The sequence below is a fragment of the Pseudomonas sp. DR208 genome (genome assembly GCF_019823005.1).
Taxonomy (GTDB): domain Bacteria; phylum Pseudomonadota; class Gammaproteobacteria; order Pseudomonadales; family Pseudomonadaceae; genus Aquipseudomonas; species Aquipseudomonas extremorientalis.
This window is the reverse complement of sequence record NZ_CP081944.1, coordinates 2,519,543-2,539,302: the sequence shown is the minus strand read 5'-3', so window position 1 is coordinate 2,539,302 and position 19,760 is coordinate 2,519,543. Positions and strand designations below refer to the sequence as shown.

General features: G+C 64.6%; 18 protein-coding genes and 1 pseudogene. 15 read left to right on the top strand and 4 right to left on the bottom strand.

The window, feature by feature from the left end; genetic code table 11:
* Window positions 1–58: 58 nt before the first annotated feature.
* Window positions 59–1,507, bottom strand: coding sequence for an APC family permease (locus K5K89_RS11515; RefSeq protein WP_083351569.1), 1,449 nt, complete (start codon window positions 1,505–1,507; stop codon window positions 59–61).
* Between the two features lie 267 nt (window positions 1,508–1,774).
* Here K5K89_RS11515 and K5K89_RS28955 point away from each other — a divergent pair.
* Both K5K89_RS28955 and K5K89_RS28950 read left to right on the top strand, forming a co-directional pair.
* Window positions 1,775–2,992 (top strand): annotated as a pseudogene (locus tag K5K89_RS28955) (HAMP domain-containing protein); the annotation flags it as partial.
* 15 nt (window positions 2,993–3,007) lie between these two features.
* Window positions 3,008–3,850 (top strand): methyl-accepting chemotaxis protein, encoded by an 843-nt coding sequence (locus K5K89_RS28950; RefSeq protein ID WP_409996327.1) that lies wholly within the window; start codon window positions 3,008–3,010, stop codon window positions 3,848–3,850.
* Window positions 3,851–3,879: 29 nt separating this feature from the next.
* On the opposite strand, the gene K5K89_RS11505 is transcribed toward K5K89_RS28950, so the two are convergent.
* Together K5K89_RS11505 and K5K89_RS11500 are read right to left on the bottom strand one after the other, a co-directional pair.
* A complete protein-coding gene (locus K5K89_RS11505) occupies window positions 3,880–5,328 on the bottom strand; it encodes an APC family permease (protein ID WP_222541434.1) in 1,449 nt (482 codons plus the stop codon).
* Between the two features lie 207 nt (window positions 5,329–5,535).
* On the bottom strand, window positions 5,536–6,510 hold the full coding sequence (locus K5K89_RS11500; protein WP_222541433.1) for a helix-turn-helix domain-containing protein: 975 nt from the start codon (window positions 6,508–6,510) through the stop codon (window positions 5,536–5,538).
* A gap of 205 nt (window positions 6,511–6,715) precedes the next feature.
* On the opposite strand from K5K89_RS11500, the gene K5K89_RS11495 reads away from it, so the two are divergent.
* The 3 genes from K5K89_RS11495 (at window position 6,716) to K5K89_RS11485 (ending at window position 10,211) form a co-directional block, all read left to right on the top strand.
* Window positions 6,716–8,092 (top strand): aspartate aminotransferase family protein, encoded by a 1,377-nt coding sequence (locus K5K89_RS11495; RefSeq protein WP_071489615.1) that lies wholly within the window; start codon window positions 6,716–6,718, stop codon window positions 8,090–8,092.
* Window positions 8,093–8,107: 15 nt separating this feature from the next.
* Window positions 8,108–9,562, top strand: a complete 1,455-nt coding sequence (locus K5K89_RS11490; protein ID WP_222541432.1) for an aldehyde dehydrogenase family protein — start codon at window positions 8,108–8,110, stop codon at window positions 9,560–9,562.
* A gap of 85 nt (window positions 9,563–9,647) precedes the next feature.
* Window positions 9,648–10,211, top strand: a complete 564-nt coding sequence (locus K5K89_RS11485; protein WP_222541431.1) for a cytochrome b — start codon at window positions 9,648–9,650, stop codon at window positions 10,209–10,211.
* 41 nt (window positions 10,212–10,252) lie between these two features.
* Here K5K89_RS11485 and K5K89_RS11480 read toward each other — a convergent pair whose 3' ends face one another.
* Window positions 10,253–11,590, bottom strand: coding sequence for an alginate export family protein (locus tag K5K89_RS11480; protein ID WP_222541430.1), 1,338 nt, complete (start codon window positions 11,588–11,590; stop codon window positions 10,253–10,255).
* A gap of 206 nt (window positions 11,591–11,796) precedes the next feature.
* Between K5K89_RS11480 and K5K89_RS11475 the strand changes: the two genes are divergently transcribed.
* The 10 genes from K5K89_RS11475 (at window position 11,797) to K5K89_RS11430 (ending at window position 19,664) form a co-directional block, all read left to right on the top strand.
* On the top strand, window positions 11,797–12,189 hold the full coding sequence (locus tag K5K89_RS11475; RefSeq protein ID WP_071489618.1) for a DUF6152 family protein: 393 nt from the start codon (window positions 11,797–11,799) through the stop codon (window positions 12,187–12,189).
* 61 nt (window positions 12,190–12,250) lie between these two features.
* Window positions 12,251–12,997, top strand: coding sequence for a hypothetical protein (locus K5K89_RS11470; RefSeq protein WP_222541429.1), 747 nt, complete (start codon window positions 12,251–12,253; stop codon window positions 12,995–12,997).
* A 10-nt stretch (window positions 12,998–13,007) separates the two neighbouring features.
* On the top strand, window positions 13,008–14,495 hold the full coding sequence (locus K5K89_RS11465; RefSeq protein WP_222541428.1) for an alpha/beta hydrolase domain-containing protein: 1,488 nt from the start codon (window positions 13,008–13,010) through the stop codon (window positions 14,493–14,495).
* 21 nt (window positions 14,496–14,516) lie between these two features.
* Window positions 14,517–14,993 carry a DUF6644 family protein gene (locus tag K5K89_RS11460; protein ID WP_092249822.1) on the top strand — a complete coding sequence of 159 codons (477 nt, stop codon included), beginning with the start codon at window positions 14,517–14,519 and terminating at the stop codon, window positions 14,991–14,993.
* Between the two features lie 32 nt (window positions 14,994–15,025).
* Window positions 15,026–15,514, top strand: coding sequence for a DUF6644 family protein (locus tag K5K89_RS11455; RefSeq protein ID WP_222541427.1), 489 nt, complete (start codon window positions 15,026–15,028; stop codon window positions 15,512–15,514).
* Window positions 15,514–16,215: a DUF6162 family protein gene (locus K5K89_RS11450; RefSeq protein WP_071489622.1), complete on the top strand. Its 702-nt coding sequence runs from the start codon at window positions 15,514–15,516 to the stop codon at window positions 16,213–16,215. The genes K5K89_RS11455 and K5K89_RS11450 overlap by 1 nt, the downstream gene beginning before the upstream one ends.
* Window positions 16,212–17,159, top strand: a complete 948-nt coding sequence (locus K5K89_RS11445) for a metal ABC transporter solute-binding protein, Zn/Mn family (RefSeq protein ID WP_222541426.1) — start codon at window positions 16,212–16,214, stop codon at window positions 17,157–17,159. The genes K5K89_RS11450 and K5K89_RS11445 overlap by 4 nt, the downstream gene beginning before the upstream one ends.
* On the top strand, window positions 17,159–17,827 hold the full coding sequence (locus K5K89_RS11440) for a metal ABC transporter ATP-binding protein (RefSeq protein WP_222541425.1): 669 nt from the start codon (window positions 17,159–17,161) through the stop codon (window positions 17,825–17,827). The genes K5K89_RS11445 and K5K89_RS11440 overlap by 1 nt, the downstream gene beginning before the upstream one ends.
* On the top strand, window positions 17,824–18,729 hold the full coding sequence (locus K5K89_RS11435) for a metal ABC transporter permease (protein WP_092249810.1): 906 nt from the start codon (window positions 17,824–17,826) through the stop codon (window positions 18,727–18,729). The genes K5K89_RS11440 and K5K89_RS11435 overlap by 4 nt, the downstream gene beginning before the upstream one ends.
* Entirely contained in the window at window positions 18,726–19,664 is a 939-nt protein-coding gene (locus tag K5K89_RS11430; RefSeq protein WP_261401100.1) for a metal ABC transporter solute-binding protein, Zn/Mn family, read from the top strand. Before K5K89_RS11435 ends, K5K89_RS11430 begins: the two co-directional genes overlap by 4 nt.
* The last annotated feature ends 96 nt before the right edge of the window (window positions 19,665–19,760 follow it).

Genomic DNA, 19,760 nt, shown 5'->3' with positions numbered 1-19,760 from the left:
GCTGGCGGGCCTGGCCGAAGGACGGCAGGCCGGTTTTATCTGGATGATCGGGTGTGGCTCAGAGCTTGTGGCTGCCCAACGCGTGGAAGCGCTGCGGCGAGAGTTTGCGCAAGCGTGCGGCGAGGTAAACCCCGATGATCAGGGCTACGGGGATGATCGCGCACAGGCCATAGGACAGGAGCTTGCTGGCCCCGGTCAGCACGTCGAAGTGCACCACCGCCAGCACCAGCACCGACACCAGGGCCAGGCTGGAGAAAACGGGGAGGATACGCCCACGCCAGAGCCCGACGTCCAGTTCGGGATGACGCTGGAAGTACACGCACACCGCCACCGACGTCAGCGCCATCAGCAGGATGACGCACAGGGTCGCCAGATTGGACAGCCAGGCGAACAGTTGCAGGATCGGATCGGCATCCATGGCGGCGAAAATCAGCACCACCACTGCCGCGATCAGGCTCTGCAAGGCCGAGCCCATGTGCGGGCTCTGGTGCACGCGATGGGTGGTGCCCAGCAGGCTGTGCAGCAACCCATCGCGGCCAATCGCATAGAAGTAACGCGCGGCGGCGTTGTGGAACGCCAGCAGCCCGGCGTAGATACTCACCATGAACAGCACGCGGATGACCTGGGTCAGGTGCGGGCCGACAAAATGGTCGGACATGCCGTAGATAAAGGTCGTCGGGTCCTGCAAGGACTGCAACAGCGGCACGATCTTGTCCGCGCCGACGCCCACCACCATCGACCACACCGACAACGCGTAGAACCCGCCGATCAGCAGCACCGAACAGTAGGTGGCAATCGGAATGGTGCGTTGCGGGTTCTTCGCCTCTTCGCCGTAGATGGTCGTGGCCTCGAAGCCGATGAACGCCGCGAAGCAGAACAGCAGGCCAATGGACGGCGTGCCGCTGAATACGTGATGGCTGCTGAACGACGCCAGGTTGACGCCACTGTCACCGCCTGACCTGAGGATCGCGAAATCCAGGATCAGGATCGCCAGGTACTCGGCAATCACCACCACCGACAACACCCGCGCCGACAGGTCGATCTTGCGATAGCCCAGTATCGCCACGCTGGCCATCGCCAGCAGCGAGTACGCCCACCACGGCAACTCCAGGCCGAACACACTGGCCATGGTGCCGCTGACCACCCCGCCGAACATGCCATACAAGCCGACCTGCAGGATGTTGTAGGCAAACATCGCCAGCACCCCCGCCGCCCCGCCGGCCAAGCCACCCAGGCCACGGGAGGTAAAGGCATAAAAGCCGCCTGCATTGGTCAGGTGCTTGGACATGGTGGTGTAACCCACCGAGAACGCCAGCAGCACCAGCAGGGCCAGGATCAGCAATGCCGGGGTACCGGCGCCGTTGCCAAGCATGATGCCAATCGGAAAGCCACCGGCGATCACGCTCAACGGGCTCGCCGCCGACACCACAAAGAAAATGATGAAGCCCACGCCCAGGGCGCCACGCTTGAGCTCCGTGGAGCTGTTGACCGGGAGAGATACGCTCATGTTGTTGACCTTATTGTATGAGGCAGTCGCTGTTGGATTGGGCCCGATCAAACGGCATCGGTGCCCTCTGGCGTTGTTGTTTTGGTTGCACGCTGAATTTGATCCTATGCCCGCCCCTGAGCCGCTCGCTATCCCAAATCGGTAGCATCCGAAGCGCCGCCCCAAAACAGGTCAAGCCACCCATGGCGTGCCCACAGCGTTTGCCGATTCGGGATAGCCGCTTATCGCGTCCCGCCGCATGCTCGCGTCACCCCGCCCTTCTCCCGGATGCCTTGCGTAGGAACCTCAGCCATGCGTTCAATTCACCTCACCCTCCAATGGCGCATCACCCTGCTGAGCGGGCTGTGCCTGCTGGTGGTGGTCGGCGCGCTGATCGGTGCCGGCCTGTACCAGAATCAACAGAGCGCCGATCTGCTCAAGCAGCAGAGCAGTCACCTGCTGGGGCAAGCCGCCGAGGCGCGCCTGCAGGCCCAGGCCGTTGCCCATGGCCAACACGTGGAGCGCTTTTTCAATGACAGCGCCCTGGTAGGCGAAGGGTTCGCCGAGCAGGTCCTGCAACTGCGCGAGCAAACTCTCGAGGGCCGCCTCAGCGCCGCGCAATTGCGCGAAGCGCTGGTCAGCGTGACCCGCCAGGCCCTGCTCAAACAGCAGCACGTGCTCGGCCTGTACGTGGTGCTGTTGCCTGGCGCGCTGGCCGGCGCAGACGCCGAGTTTGTCGGGCAACGCGCCCTGGCCGGCAATGAAACCGGGCGCTTTGCGTTGTACTGGTCACAGAGCCTGCCGGGGCAGCTGGTGCAGGATGTGCTGACCGAAGAACAGATCACCGCCAACCATGCGCTCCCCGGCGCCGACCCGGACACCGATTGGTACCGCTGCCCCCAGACGCAACGGCGCACCTGCGTGGTGGAGCCCTACACCAGCCAAGTGGAAGGCCGCGATGTACTGATGAGCAGTATTTCCGTGCCGCTGATCGCCAACGGCCAGGTACTCGGCGTGGTCGGCATGGACGTCAGCCTCGACACCCTGCAAAAGCTCGCCGCCCAGTTGGGCCAGGATTTGTATTCGGGCGCCGGCGAAGTCAGCATCCTGTCGCCCGCCGGCCAGATCGCAGGACGCAGCGGCGCCGTCGCGGGGGACACTGTCGATATCCGCCAGCCCCTGCAGGTGGTGGACGGCAACCCCGGCTGGCACCTGCAAATCAAAGTGCCGCAAGCCCTGGTGCAGGCCCCCGCCCGGCAGATGCAACGCGAGCTGGACAGCAAAAGCCGCGCCGCCAACGGTTTCAACCTTGGCCTGGGCCTGCTCGCCAGCGGCCTGGGTATGCTGCTGATCTGGGTGACCGCCTACGGCGTGACACGCCCACTGCTCAAGATGGTCGAATTGCTGGATGCCATCGTCGAAGGCGACGGCGACCTCACCCAACGCTTGCCCGCCGGGCGGCGCGACGAACTGGGCAGGCTGGCCGGTGGCTTCAACCGCTTCCTGGACACCTTGCAACCGATGATTCGCGCCATTCAAACCGCCGCCCGCGACACCCGCGACAGCGCCGACACCTCCTCGGGGGTTGCCCGCGACGTCAGCACCGGCATGCAACGCCAGTACCGCGAAGTGGAGTTGGCGGCCACCGCCCTGCATGAAATGAGCGCCAGTGCCCAGGAGGTGGCGCGCCACTCCCACAGCGCCGCCGATGCCGCCACCGCCGCCGAAAGCGCGAGCCGATCAGGCCAGGCGGTGTTCGCCACAGCCGAGCGCAGCATCGAGGCCCTCGATCAGCGCCTGGACGCCACCCTCCAGCACGTCACCGCCCTCGCCGACAGCAGCCGCCAGATCGGCCAGGTGCTGGATGTCATCAGCAGCATTGCGCAGCAGACCAACCTGCTGGCGTTGAACGCCGCCATCGAGGCCGCCCGGGCCGGCGAGCAAGGGCGGGGTTTCGCGGTGGTGGCCGATGAGGTCAGGCACTTGGCGAGCAACACCCAACGCTCGGTGGAACAGGTACGCACGGTGATCGAAACGCTGCAACAGCTGAGTGAGGACGTGGTGCACAGCACCCAACTGAGCCGTGATCAAGCCAGCGGCAGCGTGGTCCAGGTGCAACAGACCCGCGCCGCGCTGGCGGATATTTCCCAGGCCGTGGACGTGATCGAACAGATGAACCAACAGATTGCCAGCGCGGCCCTGGAGCAAAGCACAGTGGTGGACGACATCAGCCACCGGGTCAGCGATATCCGAGGCATCAGCGAAACCCTCAGCCAGCGCATGCACGAGGCCTCGAAGGCCAGTGATGCACTGCGCGAAATGGCCAGTCACCAGCAGCAGCTGGTGGGCCATTTCCGGGTTTGACGGGGGAGGAGCCAGCCGCAGGGCACGCCTTAGAGCTTGTGGCTGCCCAACGCCCGGAAGCGTTCCGGCGACGCCTTGCGCAAGCGGGCCGCCAGGTACACACCGCCCAGCAGGGCCAGGGGAATGATTGCGCAGAGGCCATAGGACAGGAGCTGGCTGGCCCCGGTCAGCACATCGAAGTGCACCACCGCCAGCGCCAGCACTGCGAACAGGGCCAGGCAGGAGAAACCGGGGAAAATCCGTGCACGCCAGATCCCCACCTTGAGTTCGGGATGGCGCCGGAAGAACGCCAACACCGCGACGGAAGTCAGCGCCATCAGCAAGATCACGCACAACGTGGCCAGGTTCGACAGCCAGGCGAACAATTGCAGGATCGGGTCGGCATCCATCGCAGCAAAAATAAGCACCACCACTGCAGAAATCAGGCTTTGCAAGGCCGAGCCCATGTGCGGGCTCTGGTGCACGCGATGGGTGGTGCCCAGCAGGCTGTGCAGCAACCCATCGCGGCCAATCGCATAGAAGTAACGCGCGGCGGCGTTGTGGAACGCCAGCAGCCCGGCGTAGATACTCACCATGAACAGCACGCGGATGACCTGGGTCAGGTGCGGGCCGACAAAATGGTCGGACATGCCGTAGATAAAGGTCGTCGGGTCCTGCAAGGACTGCAACAGCGGCACGATCTTGTCCGCGCCGACGCCCACCACCATCGACCACACCGACAACGCGTAGAACCCGCCGATCAGCAGCACCGAACAGTAGGTGGCAATCGGAATGGTGCGTTGCGGGTTCTTCGCCTCTTCGCCGTAGATGGTCGTGGCCTCGAAGCCGATGAACGCCGCGAAGCAGAACAGCAGGCCAATGGACGGCGTGCCGCTGAATACGTGATGGCTGCTGAACGACGCCAGGTTGACGCCACTGTCACCGCCTGACCTGAGGATCGCGAAATCCAGGATCAGGATCGCCAGGTACTCGGCAATCACCACCACCGACAACACCCGCGCCGACAGGTCGATCTTGCGATAGCCCAGTATCGCCACGCTGGCCATCGCCAGCAGCGAGTAAGCCCACCACGGCAACTCCAGGCCGAACACACTGGCCATGGTGCCGCTGACCACCCCGCCGAACATGCCATACAAGCCGACCTGCAGGATGTTGTAGGCAAACATCGCCAGCACCCCCGCCGCCCCGCCGGCCAAGCCACCCAGGCCACGGGAGGTAAAGGCATAAAAGCCGCCTGCATTGGTCAGGTGCTTGGACATGGTGGTGTAACCCACCGAGAACGCCAGCAGCACCAGCAGGGCCAGGATCAGCAATGCCGGGGTACCGGCGCCGTTGCCAAGCATGATGCCAATCGGAAAGCCACCGGCGATCACGCTCAACGGGCTCGCCGCCGACACCACAAAGAAAATGATGAAACCCACGCCCAGGGCGCCACGCTTGAGTTCCGTGGAAGGGTTGACCGGGAGAGATACGCTCATGTTGTTGACCTTATTGTATGAGGCAGTCGCTGTTGGATCGGCGCAGTCAACCGCTCACCGTCACCGAGTCGCTTATCGTTGTTGTTGCACGCTGGAATCGATCCTATGCCTGCCAACGAACGTCGCGGTAGCCCAAATCGGTCACGCACGTCCTCACCTTGCGCAAGCAGCGAAGGTGCTCTCAGGTCGTTCAAAATCGGTGAAGGCTCAGCCGCGCGCAAAACCGCTGATGGCGGCGCGGGCCGTCTGGGACGGCAGCTCGGCGAACAGTTCCTGGTACTCCGCGGCAAAATGGCTCAGGTGGTAAAAACCCCACTGGGCAGCGGCATCGCCGATGGAGAGGTCGCAGGCACGGGTCGACATCAAGGCCCGGCGCACGCCGTTGAGCCGCACCGAGCGCAGGTAGTTCAGCGGCGTGGTTTCGGCCACCGCACGGAAGCTGTTCTGCACGGTGCGCCGACTCACCTGGAGCCGCTGGCACAACTCGATCACGCTGGGCACGTTGATCATTTCCGTGGTGGTCAGGCGGTGGCATTTCTCGACAATGAAACTGCGCGTAGAGCTGGGGCTGCGCTGCTGCTTGTCACAGGCCGGATCGGTCATCAGTTGCAGCAGCTCACCGAGCATCGCCTGTTCCAGCACCATCTCTCGCTCCCGATCGCGCGTGCTGTCGAGGTCATCGTCGGCCAGGGCCTGGGAGAACAACGCGAGCAATCGGCGGCGCGCCTGGGCGAAACGCTGGGGCGACACCTTGATCACCGGCTGGCGCAGCAGCTGGTTGAGTTCCTTCGCCGACGCGGTCTGCTCCAGCGCCTGCTCGAACAGCTCACGCTCGAAGGTGATGGACAGCAGCTCCATGCCCATCGGCATGTGGAACATGAACTCCTCGCCACCGTGCAGGAAGAACAGGCTGCTGTCGTCCACGTCGCGCCCCTGCATGCGGATCGAACCGGGCACGTTGATCGGCACCGCGAAGCACATCTTGCCCCGAGGGGCCACGCCGTTCTGCACCACACGCTGGTTGATCTGTTCGAGGAACAAGTGGCAGCCGGCGGTCGTCAGCTGCATCAGTGTGCTTTCGGCGGAGCCGGCGGTCAGCTGGCTGTAGTCCTGGCTCCACTGCTGGACGGTGGCTGCATGCACATGGATATCGCGAAAATGGCTGATCGTCTGATTTTTCATGGAGTCGCAAGCCTCTGCCAGAAATTCTTGTTTTTTGATCGCCGCTGCGCTCGATAGTCGCACATAGCACACGTCCTGCAAATCGTTTGTGGGATAGCCGGCGGGCTGGAGCAGGCACGTGTATAGGTGCCGATTCGGGATACCGGTCAGGAACGCGCACCGGAGATGATCGGCACACGTAAATCGACCTGTCAGAGAGACCGTCATGAGTGAAGCCACACTAGAATCCCTGCACTTCGCGGATGCCCCGCGCATCCTCTCCAGCGCCCTGCCCGGCCCCAAGGCCAGCGAAGCCCTGGCGTTGTCGGCGCGCACCGAGTCGATGGCCCGTGGCGGCGGGCGCATGCCGGTGGCCATGGACCGTGCGTTCGGCGCAACCTTCAAGGACCCGGACGGCAATACCTACATTGACCTGTCCGCTGGCGTCGGCGTCAGCAGCGTGGGCCGTTGCCACCCCAAAGTGGTGCAGGCCATCCGCGAACAGTCCGAAGTGCTGATGCATGCCCTGGAAATCAACAGCACCCGGCGCACCGAGCTGGCCGCCAAGATGTCCGAGATCGCGCCGGACGGCTTGCGTGGTGACTGCATCACCTTTTTCACCCAAAGCGGCAGCGATGCACTGGAAGCCGCGATCAAGTTCGCCAAGCGCATCACCGGGCGGCACCAGATCATTGCTTTCCACGGCGGCTACCACGGCGTGTGGAACGCATCGGGCGCGCTGACCACCGGCACAGCCTACCGCAAAGGCTACGGCGCGCAGATGGGCGGTGTGATTCACGCGCCCTACCCGTATGCCTACCGTTTCCCGTTCGACACCACCCACAAGAGCGCCGAGCAGATCGCCGGCGACTACGTGGACTACCTGCTGAACACGCCCTACACCGCCGCCGATGATGTGGCCGCAGTGATCGTGGAACCGGTACAGGGCGAAGGCGGCTACGTGCCGCCTTCGCCGGAGTTCCTGCAACTGCTGCGCAAGGCCTGCGACCGCAGCGGCACCTTGCTGATCGTCGATGAAGTGCAATCCGGCGCCGGGCGCACCGGCAAGATGTGGGCGGTGGAACACTCGGGCGTGAAACCGGACATGCTCACCTTCGGCAAAGGCATCGGCAGCGATCTGCCGATGGCCGGCCTGATCATGCGCTCGGACCTGGCGGCAAAGATTCCCGATGGCTCGATGCCCAACACGTTCGCCGCCAACTCGCTGTCGGCGGCCGTGGCGCTGACCAACATCAGCATCCTGCAGGACCCTGAACTGGACCTGCTCAACCGTGCCCATGCGCTGGGCCTGGAAGCCCAGGCCTACATTCGCGGCTTCAACAGCCCACTGGTCGGCGAAGTGCGCGGGCGCGGCCTGATGATCGGTATCGAATTGGTCGAAGACCCAGTCACCAAGGCGCCCCTGGCGGGTGAAAAGATCGGCCAGCTCATGGGCTACCTGCTCAACCACGGCGTGCTGATGATTCCCTGCGGTCGCTACAGCAACGTGATGCGCGTGATGCCGTCGCTGACCATCTCCCGTTCGCTGTTCTTCAAGGCACTGGACATCTTCGGCGACGCCCTGGCCGCCCTCAAGGCATGACTCATGGAGCGCAACATGACTGAACACTTGAATCACTTCATCGCCGGCGCGTCGCTTGAAGCCTCCGATGGACGCCGCATCGACCTTATCGATCCGGTCACGGAACAGGTCTACGCCCGTTCGGCACGCGGCACGGCCGACGACGTCAACCGCGCCGTGGGTGCTGCGCTCGAGCAACTCGAACGCGGCGCCTGGAGCCAACTCGACGGCGCCCAGCGTGGCCGGCTGCTGTCGAAACTGGCGGATCTGGTAGAGCGCGACAGCGAACGGCTCGCCGACCTGGACGCCAACGCCATCGGCCGCTCCCCCATCGAGCCGCGCCGCATGGACCTGCCCAATGCGATCGCCCACCTGCGCGCCGCCGCCGGCTGGGCCAACCAGCTCGAAGGACGCACCATCCCCACCGGCGGCTACTTCGGCACCCGCACCCTCTCGTACACCGTACGTGAGCCGGTGGGGGTGGTCGGCGCTATCGTGCCGTGGAACTCGCCATTGATGATCACGGTCTGGAAGCTCGCCGCGTTGCTGGCGGCAGGCTGCACCGTGGTGGTCAAGCCATCGGAAGAGACCCCGCAGTCGGCCCTGCACCTGGCGGCGCTGGCGCAGGAAGCGGGTTTCCCGGACGGTGTGATCAACGTGGTCACAGGCTACGGCGCCGAAGTGGGCCGCGCCCTGTGCGAACACCCACACGTCGCCAAGATCAGCTTCACCGGCAGCCCCGAGGCCGGCCGCGAGATCCAGCGCACTGCCGGCGTGCTGTTCAAGCGCGTGGCCCTGGAACTGGGCGGCAAGAGCCCGCAGATTGTCTTCGACGACGCCTCCTTCGATGACGCCTTGCGCGGTTGTGCCCTTGGCCTGTTCGCCAACCAGGGCCAGGTGTGTGCGGCCGGTTCGCGCATCCTCGTCCAGCGCAGCCTCGCCGAGCGCTTCGGCGCGGCGCTGGCCGAAGCGGCCCAGGCGGTCAACGTGGGCGACCCGCGCCAGCCCGGCGTACAGATGGGGCCAGTGGCCAAGAAAGCGCAGTTCGATCGCGTCAACCGCTACATCCAGCTGGGCATCGACCAGGGCGCTACGCTGCTGGCCGGCGGCGTGTCCACCCCTGCACGCGGCTGGTTCGTGCGCCCGACGATCTTCGCCAACGCCCGCAACGACATGGCGATTGCCCAGGACGAGATCTTCGGCCCGGTGGGCACGCTGATCCCCTTCGACACGGAAGACGAGGCCATCGCGCTGGCCAACGACTCCACCTATGGCCTCGCCGCCACGGTGTGGACCACCGACCTGGTGCGTGCGCACCGTGTCGCCGCAGCGATGAAAGCCGGCGCGGTGGGCATCAACTGCTGGAGCCCGCTGGACGCCAACCTGCCCTGGGGCGGCGTCAAGACCAGCGGAATCGGACGTGAAGGCGGCTTCAGTGGCGCGCTGGCCTACACCGAAGAGAAGGTGATCACCGTACTGATGCCCGGCTGAGCCAGCGCACTGAGCGAGCCACCCTCGATATCGCCAGGGTGGCTCACTCAACGGTGCATTTTTGATGATCGTTGGAGAGACCGTGATGAACCCAGAAAACCCAACCATAATCGATCGTTATCCAACATCCCTGCGCCTGCTGCACTGGGTGCGCGCTGTGCTCGTCGTCGGCCTGCTGTGGGCCGGCTGGCACATGACCGGTATGAATGATGAAGTGGCGAGCAAATTCGAGCTCTATTACCCCTGGCACAAATCCTTTGGGGTGCTGGCGTTCCTGCTGGTGTTGACACAGATCGCCGTGCGCTCGCGCACTCCGAATATTCCGCAACCGCTGCAAACCCTGGAACGCTACGAACAGGTGTTATCCCGACTGACCCAACGTGCGATGTATGCGCTGTTGGTGATCGTGCCGCTGATGGGCTACTCCATGTCGAGCACCTTCACCATGAGCGACGGTGTGTTCTTTTTCGGGGTCAACCTGCCCGAGTTGTTGCCGAAGAATGACGACTGGTTCGTGGTGTTCCAATGGCTGCACAAAACACTCGCCTATACCCTGCTGGTGCTGATCGTGTTGCACATCGCAGGGGCGCTCAAGCACCGCTTCTACGACAAAGACCCGCGCAACGACGTGCTGCGCCGCATGCTCTGAAACAACCAGGCGTCGGCGCCAGGCGCCGACGCCCTTCCCTTCTAGAACATCACCCAGACAATGAACTGCATGTAGGTGTTGGTCGACGCACTGCCACTTTGCAGACCGCCATTGCCCAACCACTTCTCGGGTTTGTAGAAGCCGATCAGCGGTGACAGCGTGATGTTATCCGTCACCATCCAGTCCAGGAACAGGTCGACCTCGCGGGCGCTGAAATCCCGCTCCTGCTTGCGGGAAAGCTGGTGGTAATCGAAGGCCATCGCATTGAGGGTCAATGTATCGGTGGGCCGGACGGAGAGCAGCACATCGTTGATCCGCATGTTCGAGGTCACGGAACCGGCGTAATTCGTCGCTATCTCACCTTGGTAGCGTTTGCGGTAGCCACCCTGGAACAGGAAATCCCAGCCTTCGGAATAACGCGAATAGCGATAACTCACGGTCGGCTGCCATTTGACGTCGGCGAAGGTATAGCCCGCGTCGAAGAACATCGCCCGCTGCGAGCCGGAACGCTTTTCCTGGCGCGCCACTTCGAAGGCAAAGTCGGCATTCTCGATCCCGGCATTGCCCTGCCCGCGCAGGCTGTAGATGTTCATGCCCTTGCGCTCGAGCCGATCACCGAAGGCGTAGCGCTCCTCCACATCCAGGCCGCGAACGTAGGTAGAGCCGATGGAGCCGAGGGGTGTGGTGTAGTCAACCGTGGCCGCCGCCACTTCGGTCTTGGACTGTCCGGGGTTATCCGATTTCAGCCAGATCAGGCTGCCGTGAAGGCCATCCTTGCCACCCAACTTGAGCACCGCCGTGTTGCCGAACGCCAGGCGCTGGCCCAGGTAGAACGCGCCGCCACGGTTGAAGCGCCCGTCACGCACACCCTCGATGGGGCTGAAGGCATTGCCGGGGTTGAAGCCATCGTCGGTGATCAGGAAACCGTCCACCGTCACCAGCTGGCGGCCGAAGGAAAAGTCGACGCCGTCCTGGCCCAGGGCGGGCACCAGGTCACCTGAGCGCCAGCCCAGGAAGGCATCTTCCACCGCGGTGCGGCGCTCGTTGCCGGCAGTGATCGCACCGGTGTCGCCATCGCCCCAGGTGCCGGAGCTGAGCAGGCTGAACCCGCCGTAGACCGACCCGGCGATGAGCTTGTCCGTCGAGCCGTTGAGGCCATATTTGGCATAGCCTTCCTGCCAACGCATGCTGCCGGGCGCCTTCTGCGGGTCGCCGAGGTAGTTGCGGGTGCTGCCGAACCAGCCAAAGCCGGCGCCCAGTTCCGCGTTCAACAGCGTGCCGCCGTCGTCTTCGTTATAGAGCGTGTAGGCGTGGGCCTGCGGCTCGAAGGCACAGAGTGCAACCAGCGAAAGCAGGGGGGCATAGGGGGGGGTGCGCATGACGTCTCTCCTGTTTTTATATTTATGAGGCGAGACACGAGTGTTCCGATTGCGGCGTGCAGGCGTTAACCCAAATCAGCATGTGCGGGGCTGCTCAAAACATTCCCCCCTCCTCCCTCATTGGTTGCCGTTTTGGGCTACGGCCCGAGAACGCCATCCCCCTATGCTGGGCCCATAAGAACCATAAAAAAACCGAGGCACCCGTCATGAGCGTTTCATCCCCCTCCCCGCTGTTCCGTCAGGCGCTGTGTCTGCTGACTCTCACTGCCTGCAGCGTGCTGTCGTCGGTCGCCACCGCCCACCATTCGTTCGCCTTGTTCGACCAGACCCGCACGGTCACGGTCAAGGGCGTGGTGGAGCGCTTCGCCTGGACCAACCCCCACATCACCCTTTACCTCGATGCCGACGGGCCGCCGCCCCAGCGCTACAAGATCGAGACCGGCAGCGTCAACGCCTTGCAACGCACCGGCTGGAGCGCGGACTCGATCAAGGCCGGCGACATCGCCGAGGTGTCCTTCAAGCCCCTGAAAAACGGTGAACCCGGCGGGCTCCTTGTCGAGATCAAGATCGGCGACGTGGTGCTCTCGGGCGGCGGATAGATCGCCCCTGCCCTGCGCCACGACATCCGAACTGCATCGATCCGCCGCGTGGAGACACCCCATGAAACCGACACAAACCTTGCTCGCCCTGGCCGTGGTCCTTGTGACCTGCGCCGGCATCGGCAACGCCGCGACAACACCGAATAAACACCGCCCCGACATCAGCGGCACCTGGGAAAGAACCCCGGACGACTGGTTCGGCGAGAACCCGGACGACCCTGTGCACCCGGGCGGGCCGATGGACCTCAAGGCGCCCTACGCCGCCGAATACGCCGCACTCAAGAAGAAACAGGCGGCGGCCAACGAAGCCGGGACGCCGCTGGCCACCACCAGCTCACGGTGCCTGCCCGAGGGCATGCCGACACTGATGGCGGCGCTGTTCCCGATCCAGATCATCCACGACGACCAGGACGTGATCGTGCTCGGCGAGTACCTGCAACAGGTCCGCCGCATCCGCTTGAACCAGGCCATGCCGCCCAAGGAAAAGCTCGACCCGCTCTACCAGGGCCATTCCCGTGGGCACTGGGAAGGCGACACCCTGGTGGTGGAGACCCAGCGGGTGCGTACGGATGTGCGGTTCTATGACGTGCCCCATGGCCCGGACATGAAGATCACCGAACGCATCCGCCTGCGCGGGCCGGACCGCCTGGAAGACCAGGTGCTGATCGAAGACCCGCAGGTGCTTGCCACGCCCTATCGCTTCACCTTCGAGTACAAACGCTCCAGCTACGCCATCCAGGAGTACGTCTGCGAAAACAACCAGATCGTGATCGACAGCGAGGGCAAGGCGTCCCTCAGCCTTGAGTGAGGTTGACCGCATGGAACGCTCGATAATCCTCGGCGGCATGCTGCTATCGCTGGCCCTCACGGCAAACGCGTGGGCAGAAGTGCCACGCATGCCCACGGCGATTGCCATCCCGCCGTCGGGCCAGTTGCCGCTGTCGTCGGCCAGGCATCCCGGCACCGAATACAGCGACCTCGACAGGTACGGCTACACCGAGGAAGAGTTTTACCTGCAAGGCGTCGCCCCGGCCATTACCGCCGCGGGTCAAACCCTGCTGGAGGCCCCTTACACCACGCGCATCCTGGTGCGTAAGCCAACGGACCCGGCGCGGTTCAACGGCACCGTGGTGATCGAGCCGTTCAGTTGGTTCGGCGAGCGCGGTGCCGGCTGGATCCTGACCCGTGACTACCTGCTGCGGCGCGGCTATGCGTTTGTCGGGTACACCCTGAACCTCAACCAGCCGGCCGTTGATCCGAAGTTCATCGCGGACACCCCGGCGGCCGAGGCCGATGGGATTACCCAGTACGGGCGGATCGTGAACTTCGAGTTCATGCGCCGCTTCGACTTCGCACGGTACGCGCCGCTGGGTACCTATTACGACCCGCAACGTTTCACCCGGGGCAACGCGCCCGACCCGTTCGTGCCGCAATCCCAGGGCATCGGCGCGCAACTCGCGTTGCTGCTCAAGACCCCGGCGACACAAGGCCCACTGGCCGGCTTCGCCGTACAGCGCGTGTATGTGAACAGCTGGGCGGTGACCGCCCAGGTCTGGATGGACTACCTCGACCAGGGCCGCCACCAGCAATGGCGCATGCCCGACGACACACCACTGATCGATGCCTACATGACCGGCCGCATGGCCTATGGCGAAGTCGGTGGCGACGTGATCCGGCTGCCACGCCGGATGCCCGAGGGCGTGCCGTTCGTGACCGTCTACAGCCAGTCCGAACTGATGCATGACGTGCTCGAAGGCATCCCCCTGCCGCCGGACACCGACAGCCCGCAGGTGCGCTACTACGAAGTCACCGGCATGCCCCACCTGCGCCTGGCCGATCTCGGCACGCAGCATACCGAACGGTTCGCCGCCGATGTCGGCAAGGGCGACGACCCACGTTGCCAGACGCTGTACGACGAACCGGTGGAACTGGTGGTGTCGGCGCTGCTCGAGCGCATGGATCAATGGGTGCGCGAGGGCACCCCCATGCCCCGTGCGTCCCGGGTGGTGCGTGACGGCAAAGCCGCTGCGCGCGCGCCCTCCACCGGCAACCTGCTGGGCGGCGTGCGCCCGCCGTGGGTGCAGGTGCCCAGCGCGACTTACCTCACCGACCAGGAGACCGGCTGCGGGCTGATCTACGACACCAAGGTGCCTTATGCGAAGGACGTGCTTGGCCGGCGCTATGGAAACTTCAACCGCTACGCCCAGAAATTCGAAGAGGCCAAGGCCCAGTCGGTCAAGGAAGGCTACCTGCTTCCAGACGATGCGGCGGGCCTGCGCCCGATCGCCACGCCCCAAGACTTCTAACCCCACGAGGAAGGTACGCCGATGTCATCGTCACTCATCATTGCCTGGCTCTATGCGACGCCCTTGAGCACCGCCATCCGCGACGTCCTCTGGGTCATCCCCACGGTCCAGAGCATTCATATCATCGCCATCACCGTGCTGTTCGGCTCGGCGCTGGTCAGCGACCTGCGCCTGGCCGGGGTGCTCGCCACGGACGAGCCCTTGCGGGGTGTGGTGCGCCGCTACTACCCGTGGATGCGCAACGCCCTCATGGTCCTGCTCTTCACCGGGCTGATCATGATCATCGCCGAGCCCGACCGGGTACTCGTCAACACCACGTTCTGGCTGAAGATGGTCCTGGTGGTGACGGCGTTCACCCTGACGTTACTCCTGCGGCGCCCACTGCTGCGAGCCCCCGATGAGCGCGAAACGCGCCCCATCAAGGCACTGGCCTGGCTGTCGATCGGCCTGTGGTGCGCGGTGATCATTTGCGGTCGCTGGATCGCCTACACGATCTAAGCGTTTTCAACCCAAGCCTTGAGGTACTCGCCATGGACATCCAACTGCTGCTGCAAACCCTCCAGGACACTCCCGTCGCCGCGTTCATCCGTGAGTCGGGCTCGGTCTTCCCATTGCTTGAATCGGTGCATGTGATCGGCATCGCCATCGTCTACGGCACCATCGCCGTGGTGGACCTGCGCCTGCTGGGCGTGGCCTCCCATCGGCGCAGTGCGCTGAAGCTGATCCAGGATCTGCTGCCCTACACCTGGGTCGCGTTCGTGGTGTGCGTGATGACCGGCCTGCTGATGTTCTGCGCCAATGGCACGACCTATGTGCAGAACACTGCGTTCCTGTGGAAGATGGGCCTGCTGGTGCTGGCCGGGCTGAACATGGGGGTGTTCCACCTGGGCGCCTTTCGCCGCATCGGCGAATGGGACACCACGCTACCGCCGCCCAGCCAGGCACGCGTGGCGGGTTTCAGTTCACTGGCGCTGTGGGCAGGGGTGATTTTCCTCGGCCGCTGGATTGCGTTTCTCTGATGGCCAGCCTGAGCGATGCAATCACGGTGGTGCGCCCGCGCTCCGGGCGCTGGGAGTCGCTGGCACTGCTGCTGGCGACCCTGGCCGTGATCGCCGGCGTGGCCGGCTATGTGGCCCTGCGCCCGCAGAAAGCCGGCCCGCCCATCCCCTTGAGCTGGCAGGTGCGCTCCTTCGACGGTCTGGGCGCAGTCGACCAGGCGATCCATAGCGCGCTGTTGCCGGCCGGCGAGGAAATCATCTGGTTCAACAACGACACTGGCGGCTGGATCACCTTGGAGCATGCGCAAAAGCTGCTGTTGCCGCCCTTCTACCGCGATGGTTTCTGGAAGACCCATGGCGAGGTGCAATGGCAGTTGATTTTGCCGGGTACCCACCAGGCCCACGGGCTTTCCGGCGACGCCCATGCACCGGCGGACCCGAGCGCCAACCAGGTGTCGCAAGCCACCCAGGGCCAGGGTGCCACGGTGTACTACGGCGCTGGCGGCCGCGCCACGGGCCAGAGCGCCTACCTGCTGGTCATCGGTCACGCCCACGCCGGTGTGATGTGGGCCAACCAGGCGACGATCTGGGTCCATCCCGACCCGAACGCGCCCTACCCTGGCATCGTCAAGCCCGAGTCGCTGGTCGGCGATGGCTGGCGCCAGGTCATTCCATACGACGGCACCAGCGAAGTCGAACGTGTCAAAGGAACCCAGCCATGACTACCGCTACCCAACGCCCGTCACGGTGGCGCAGATGCCTTGCGCTGTTGATGCTGATGCCTGTGGTTGCACTCGCAGGCACCGCAACCGCCTCGGGCAAACCGCTCAGGATCGGCGTCACGCTCCACCCCTACTACAGTTTCGTGGCGAACATCGTCGGTGACCGGGCGCAGGTCATTGCGCTGATCCCGCCCGAGGCGAACCCGCACAACTACCAGCCGCAACCCGACGACATCACCCGGGCGATGAACCTGGATGTACTGGTGGCCAACGGCATCGGCCACGATGAATGGGCTTTCCAGATCGTAAAGGCCGCCGGGCGCACGGCGACGTTGCCGATCATCCAGGCCAATGCATCGGTGGCCCTGATTCCCATCGCGGGCGACCAGAGCGGGGTCAAGGTGGTCAACCCGCACACGTTCGTGTCCACCACCGCGGCGATCCAGCAGGTGTTCGAGATCGCCCGCCGGCTGGGCGAACTGGACCCGGACAACGCAGCGACGTACCGCCACAACGCCCTGGCGTATGCCGCGCGGATCCGCGAGTTGCGCGCGCGCTTCATGACCCGCTTCGCCGCGCTGGACCTGTCGGCGTTCCGCTGCGCGACCACCCATGCCGGCTACGACTACCTGATGCAGGAGTTCGGCCTGTTCGTCAGCGCGGTGATTGAACCACGCCATGGCGTGGCCCCGACGGCACGCCAGTTGGCCAACACCATCGAGGCCATCAAGCGCGCCAACGTGCGCGTACTGTTTGCCGAGAAGAACTTCTCCCTCGACCTGGCCAAGCCGATCGAAGCCGCCACCGGCGTGAAGGTCTTCGCGCTGTCGCACATCACCGGCAACGCCTATAGCGCGGACGAGTTCGAGGTGGCCATGGCCGAGAACCTCGAGACCCTGGCCCAGGCCATTGAGTTCACCCAGCCAGCCAGGAGCACCCCGTGATGCATGGACCTGCCATCGTGTTTGACAACGTGTCCCTGCAACTGGGCGGCACCCGGGTGCTCGATGCCGTGAGTTTCCGGGTCGAGGCCGGCGCCCTGCATTGCCTGGTCGGCCCCAACGGCGGCGGCAAGACTTCACTGGTGCGCACACTGCTGGGCCAGATGCCGCATTCGGGGTCGGTACGGCTGGAGGGCGAGATCACCACGCCACTGGGCTATGTCCCGCAGTTGCTGGACTTCGACCGCAATGTGCCGATGACCGTCAACGACGTGATGGCCTTGCTCGGCCAACGCCGACCGGCCTTCCTGGGTTCCAGCCGCGCAGCCAAGGCACTCAGGGCTGCGGCCCTCGCGCGTACCGGCGTGGCGGCGATGGGCGCGAAACCCTTCGGCAGTCTGTCCGGAGGCCAGCGCCAGCGTGTGTTGCTGGCCCAGGCGATCAGCCCGGTGCCTTGGCTGTTGATCCTCGACGAGCCGACCGCCGGCATCGATGAACCCGGCGTGCGCCTGGTGGAGGCGTTGGTCGCCGAACTGCACGACCGAGGCGTCACCATCCTGTGGATCAACCACGACCTGGAACAAGTGAGGCGCGTTGCGCAATCGGTCACGGTGATCAATCAACGGGTGTCGTTCCATGGCAGCCCCGCCCAATGGGAGAACGTGCGATGAACGCGCTGTACGACTTCATTCGCGAGCACCTCCAGGCGCTCGCTGCGACGGGCGTGCTGCCGCAACCCTTCGAGTACGAGTTCGTGATCAACGCATTGCTCTGCGCGGTGCTGATCGGGCCGCTGCTGGGCGTGCTCGGCTCGATGGTAATGATCAAGCGCATGGCGTTCTTCAGCCAATCGGTGGGCAACGCAGCGATGACCGGCGTGGCCATTGGCGTGCTGATCGGCGAGTCCTACACCTCGCCTTACTTTTCGATGTTCGGCTTCTGCCTGCTGTTCGCCCTGACGCTCAAGTACACCCAGCATCGCACCACGCTGGCCAATGACACGCTGATCGGCGTGTTCCTGTCGATCTCGCTGGCAATGGGCGCCTCGCTGCTGCTGTTCGTATCGGCGAAGATCAACACCCATGTGATGGAGAGCGTGCTGTTCGGCTCCATCCTGGCGGTGGACCACACCGACATGAACGTGTTGCTGGTAGTCACCGCGATCTGCGCGCTGATCGGGCTGCCGCTGTACAACGGCATGCTGCTGGCCAGCCTCAACCCAAGCCTGGCCCATGCGCGCGGCGTGCGGGTGCGCAGCGTCGACTACCTGTTCGTGGTGCTGGTCACCCTGGTCACAGTGGCCTGCCTGAAAATCATCGGCGCCGTGCTCGTCGAAGCGCTGTTGCTGATACCGGCAGCGGCGGCCCGCAACATCAGCCATTCACTGCCGGCACTGGTAACCCGCGCCGTGTTGATCGCGACGTTTTCCTGCGTGGTCGGCATCCTGGCGCCGATGCAGTTCCACATTCCCGTGCCCACGGGCGGCGCCATCGTGATCGTTGCGGCACTGGTGTTCGTCGTCACCACCGTCATTCGGGCGACCACGGCCCGGTTCAGAGGGGCCAGCGTATGAAATGGCTGAATGCTACGTGCCGCCCAAGACTGGCGCTGTTGGCGGTACTGCTGGGCAGCCCGTTGCTGGCCCAGGCGGACCAGGTGCTGGTGGCGTTGCCGGCGCTGTATGCACTCACCTCGGCACTCGGCGACGGCACTCGCCTTGAGGTGGTGCGTGTGCCGCCCGATGCGGCGGTGTCCCTGCAAAGCCAGGCCAATGCGCTGTCACGCCTGGACGCCAGTGTGTTCGAGCAGGCGACGGCGGTGGTCACCTTGAGCAGCCTGTGGCGTGCCGATCCTTTGTATGCCGCGGCCCGTCGCCACAACCTGCGGATCGTCGAGATCGACGCGTCACATTCCTGGGACGCCATCAAGCCCGGCGTGGCCGTGGCCCGCGTGCCGCCAAACGACGTGCCCTGGGCGGGCGCGCAAGTGGCCGACGACGGCCTGTCACCCTATGCCTGGCTCGGCCCCGTCAACGCCATGCGCATGTCGGCGCTGATCGCGTCCGACCTGGAACGCTTGTCTCCCGTCGACGCGCCACGCATAGAGCGCAACCTCACCGCACTCGACAGCCGCTTGCGCCGACTGAAGGCCGACTACGGCGCCCGGCTGCTGGCGGTGCCGGACCTGCGCGTGCTGTCGTTGGCCGACGAATTCATCTACCTGTTCGGCGAGTTCGGCATTTATGTCGACGGCTGGTTCGTACGGCAGGACATCGATTGGAGCGACGCTGACTGTGCTGCGCTGACCCGCTACCTGCGCGAGCGTGACATTCGCGTCGTCGTGCACAAGTGGGCGCCGGACGCCAGGATCGCCAAGGCCATCGAAGACGGTGGCGCACGCCTGGTGCTCCTGGACACCGGCGCCGATGCAAGCATCGGCTACGAGGCCCTGCTGAGTTCGAACCTGGACGCCTTGCTGGCGGCCTTCGCCCCCCTGCAACACCCTTGACTGTGGAGCGCTCATGAAACCCTTGGGTCCAACCCGTTTGATACTGATGACAGCAGCCCTGTCGTGCTGCCAGGCGGCCTTCGCCCATGGCCCGGT

Excerpts from the sequence above, each read along its gene's own strand:
- K5K89_RS11515 (WP_083351569.1), bottom strand. The coding sequence starts at position 1,507 with ATGAGCGTATCTCTCCCGGTCAACAGCTCCACGGAGCTCAAGCGTGGC.
- K5K89_RS28950 (WP_409996327.1), top strand. The coding sequence starts at position 3,008 with ATGATTCGCGCCATTCAAACCGCCGCCCGCGACACCCGCGACAGCGCC.
- K5K89_RS11505 (WP_222541434.1), bottom strand. The coding sequence starts at position 5,328 with ATGAGCGTATCTCTCCCGGTCAACCCTTCCACGGAACTCAAGCGTGGC.
- K5K89_RS11500 (WP_222541433.1), bottom strand. The coding sequence starts at position 6,510 with ATGAAAAATCAGACGATCAGCCATTTTCGCGATATCCATGTGCATGCA.
- K5K89_RS11495 (WP_071489615.1), top strand. The coding sequence starts at position 6,716 with ATGAGTGAAGCCACACTAGAATCCCTGCACTTCGCGGATGCCCCGCGC.
- K5K89_RS11490 (WP_222541432.1), top strand. The coding sequence starts at position 8,108 with ATGACTGAACACTTGAATCACTTCATCGCCGGCGCGTCGCTTGAAGCC.
- K5K89_RS11485 (WP_222541431.1), top strand. The coding sequence starts at position 9,648 with ATGAACCCAGAAAACCCAACCATAATCGATCGTTATCCAACATCCCTG.
- K5K89_RS11480 (WP_222541430.1), bottom strand. The coding sequence starts at position 11,590 with ATGCGCACCCCCCCCTATGCCCCCCTGCTTTCGCTGGTTGCACTCTGT.
- K5K89_RS11475 (WP_071489618.1), top strand. The coding sequence starts at position 11,797 with ATGAGCGTTTCATCCCCCTCCCCGCTGTTCCGTCAGGCGCTGTGTCTG.
- K5K89_RS11470 (WP_222541429.1), top strand. The coding sequence starts at position 12,251 with ATGAAACCGACACAAACCTTGCTCGCCCTGGCCGTGGTCCTTGTGACC.
- K5K89_RS11465 (WP_222541428.1), top strand. The coding sequence starts at position 13,008 with ATGGAACGCTCGATAATCCTCGGCGGCATGCTGCTATCGCTGGCCCTC.
- K5K89_RS11460 (WP_092249822.1), top strand. The coding sequence starts at position 14,517 with ATGTCATCGTCACTCATCATTGCCTGGCTCTATGCGACGCCCTTGAGC.
- K5K89_RS11455 (WP_222541427.1), top strand. The coding sequence starts at position 15,026 with ATGGACATCCAACTGCTGCTGCAAACCCTCCAGGACACTCCCGTCGCC.
- K5K89_RS11450 (WP_071489622.1), top strand. The coding sequence starts at position 15,514 with ATGGCCAGCCTGAGCGATGCAATCACGGTGGTGCGCCCGCGCTCCGGG.
- K5K89_RS11445 (WP_222541426.1), top strand. The coding sequence starts at position 16,212 with ATGACTACCGCTACCCAACGCCCGTCACGGTGGCGCAGATGCCTTGCG.
- K5K89_RS11440 (WP_222541425.1), top strand. The coding sequence starts at position 17,159 with ATGCATGGACCTGCCATCGTGTTTGACAACGTGTCCCTGCAACTGGGC.
- K5K89_RS11435 (WP_092249810.1), top strand. The coding sequence starts at position 17,824 with ATGAACGCGCTGTACGACTTCATTCGCGAGCACCTCCAGGCGCTCGCT.
- K5K89_RS11430 (WP_261401100.1), top strand. The coding sequence starts at position 18,726 with ATGAAATGGCTGAATGCTACGTGCCGCCCAAGACTGGCGCTGTTGGCG.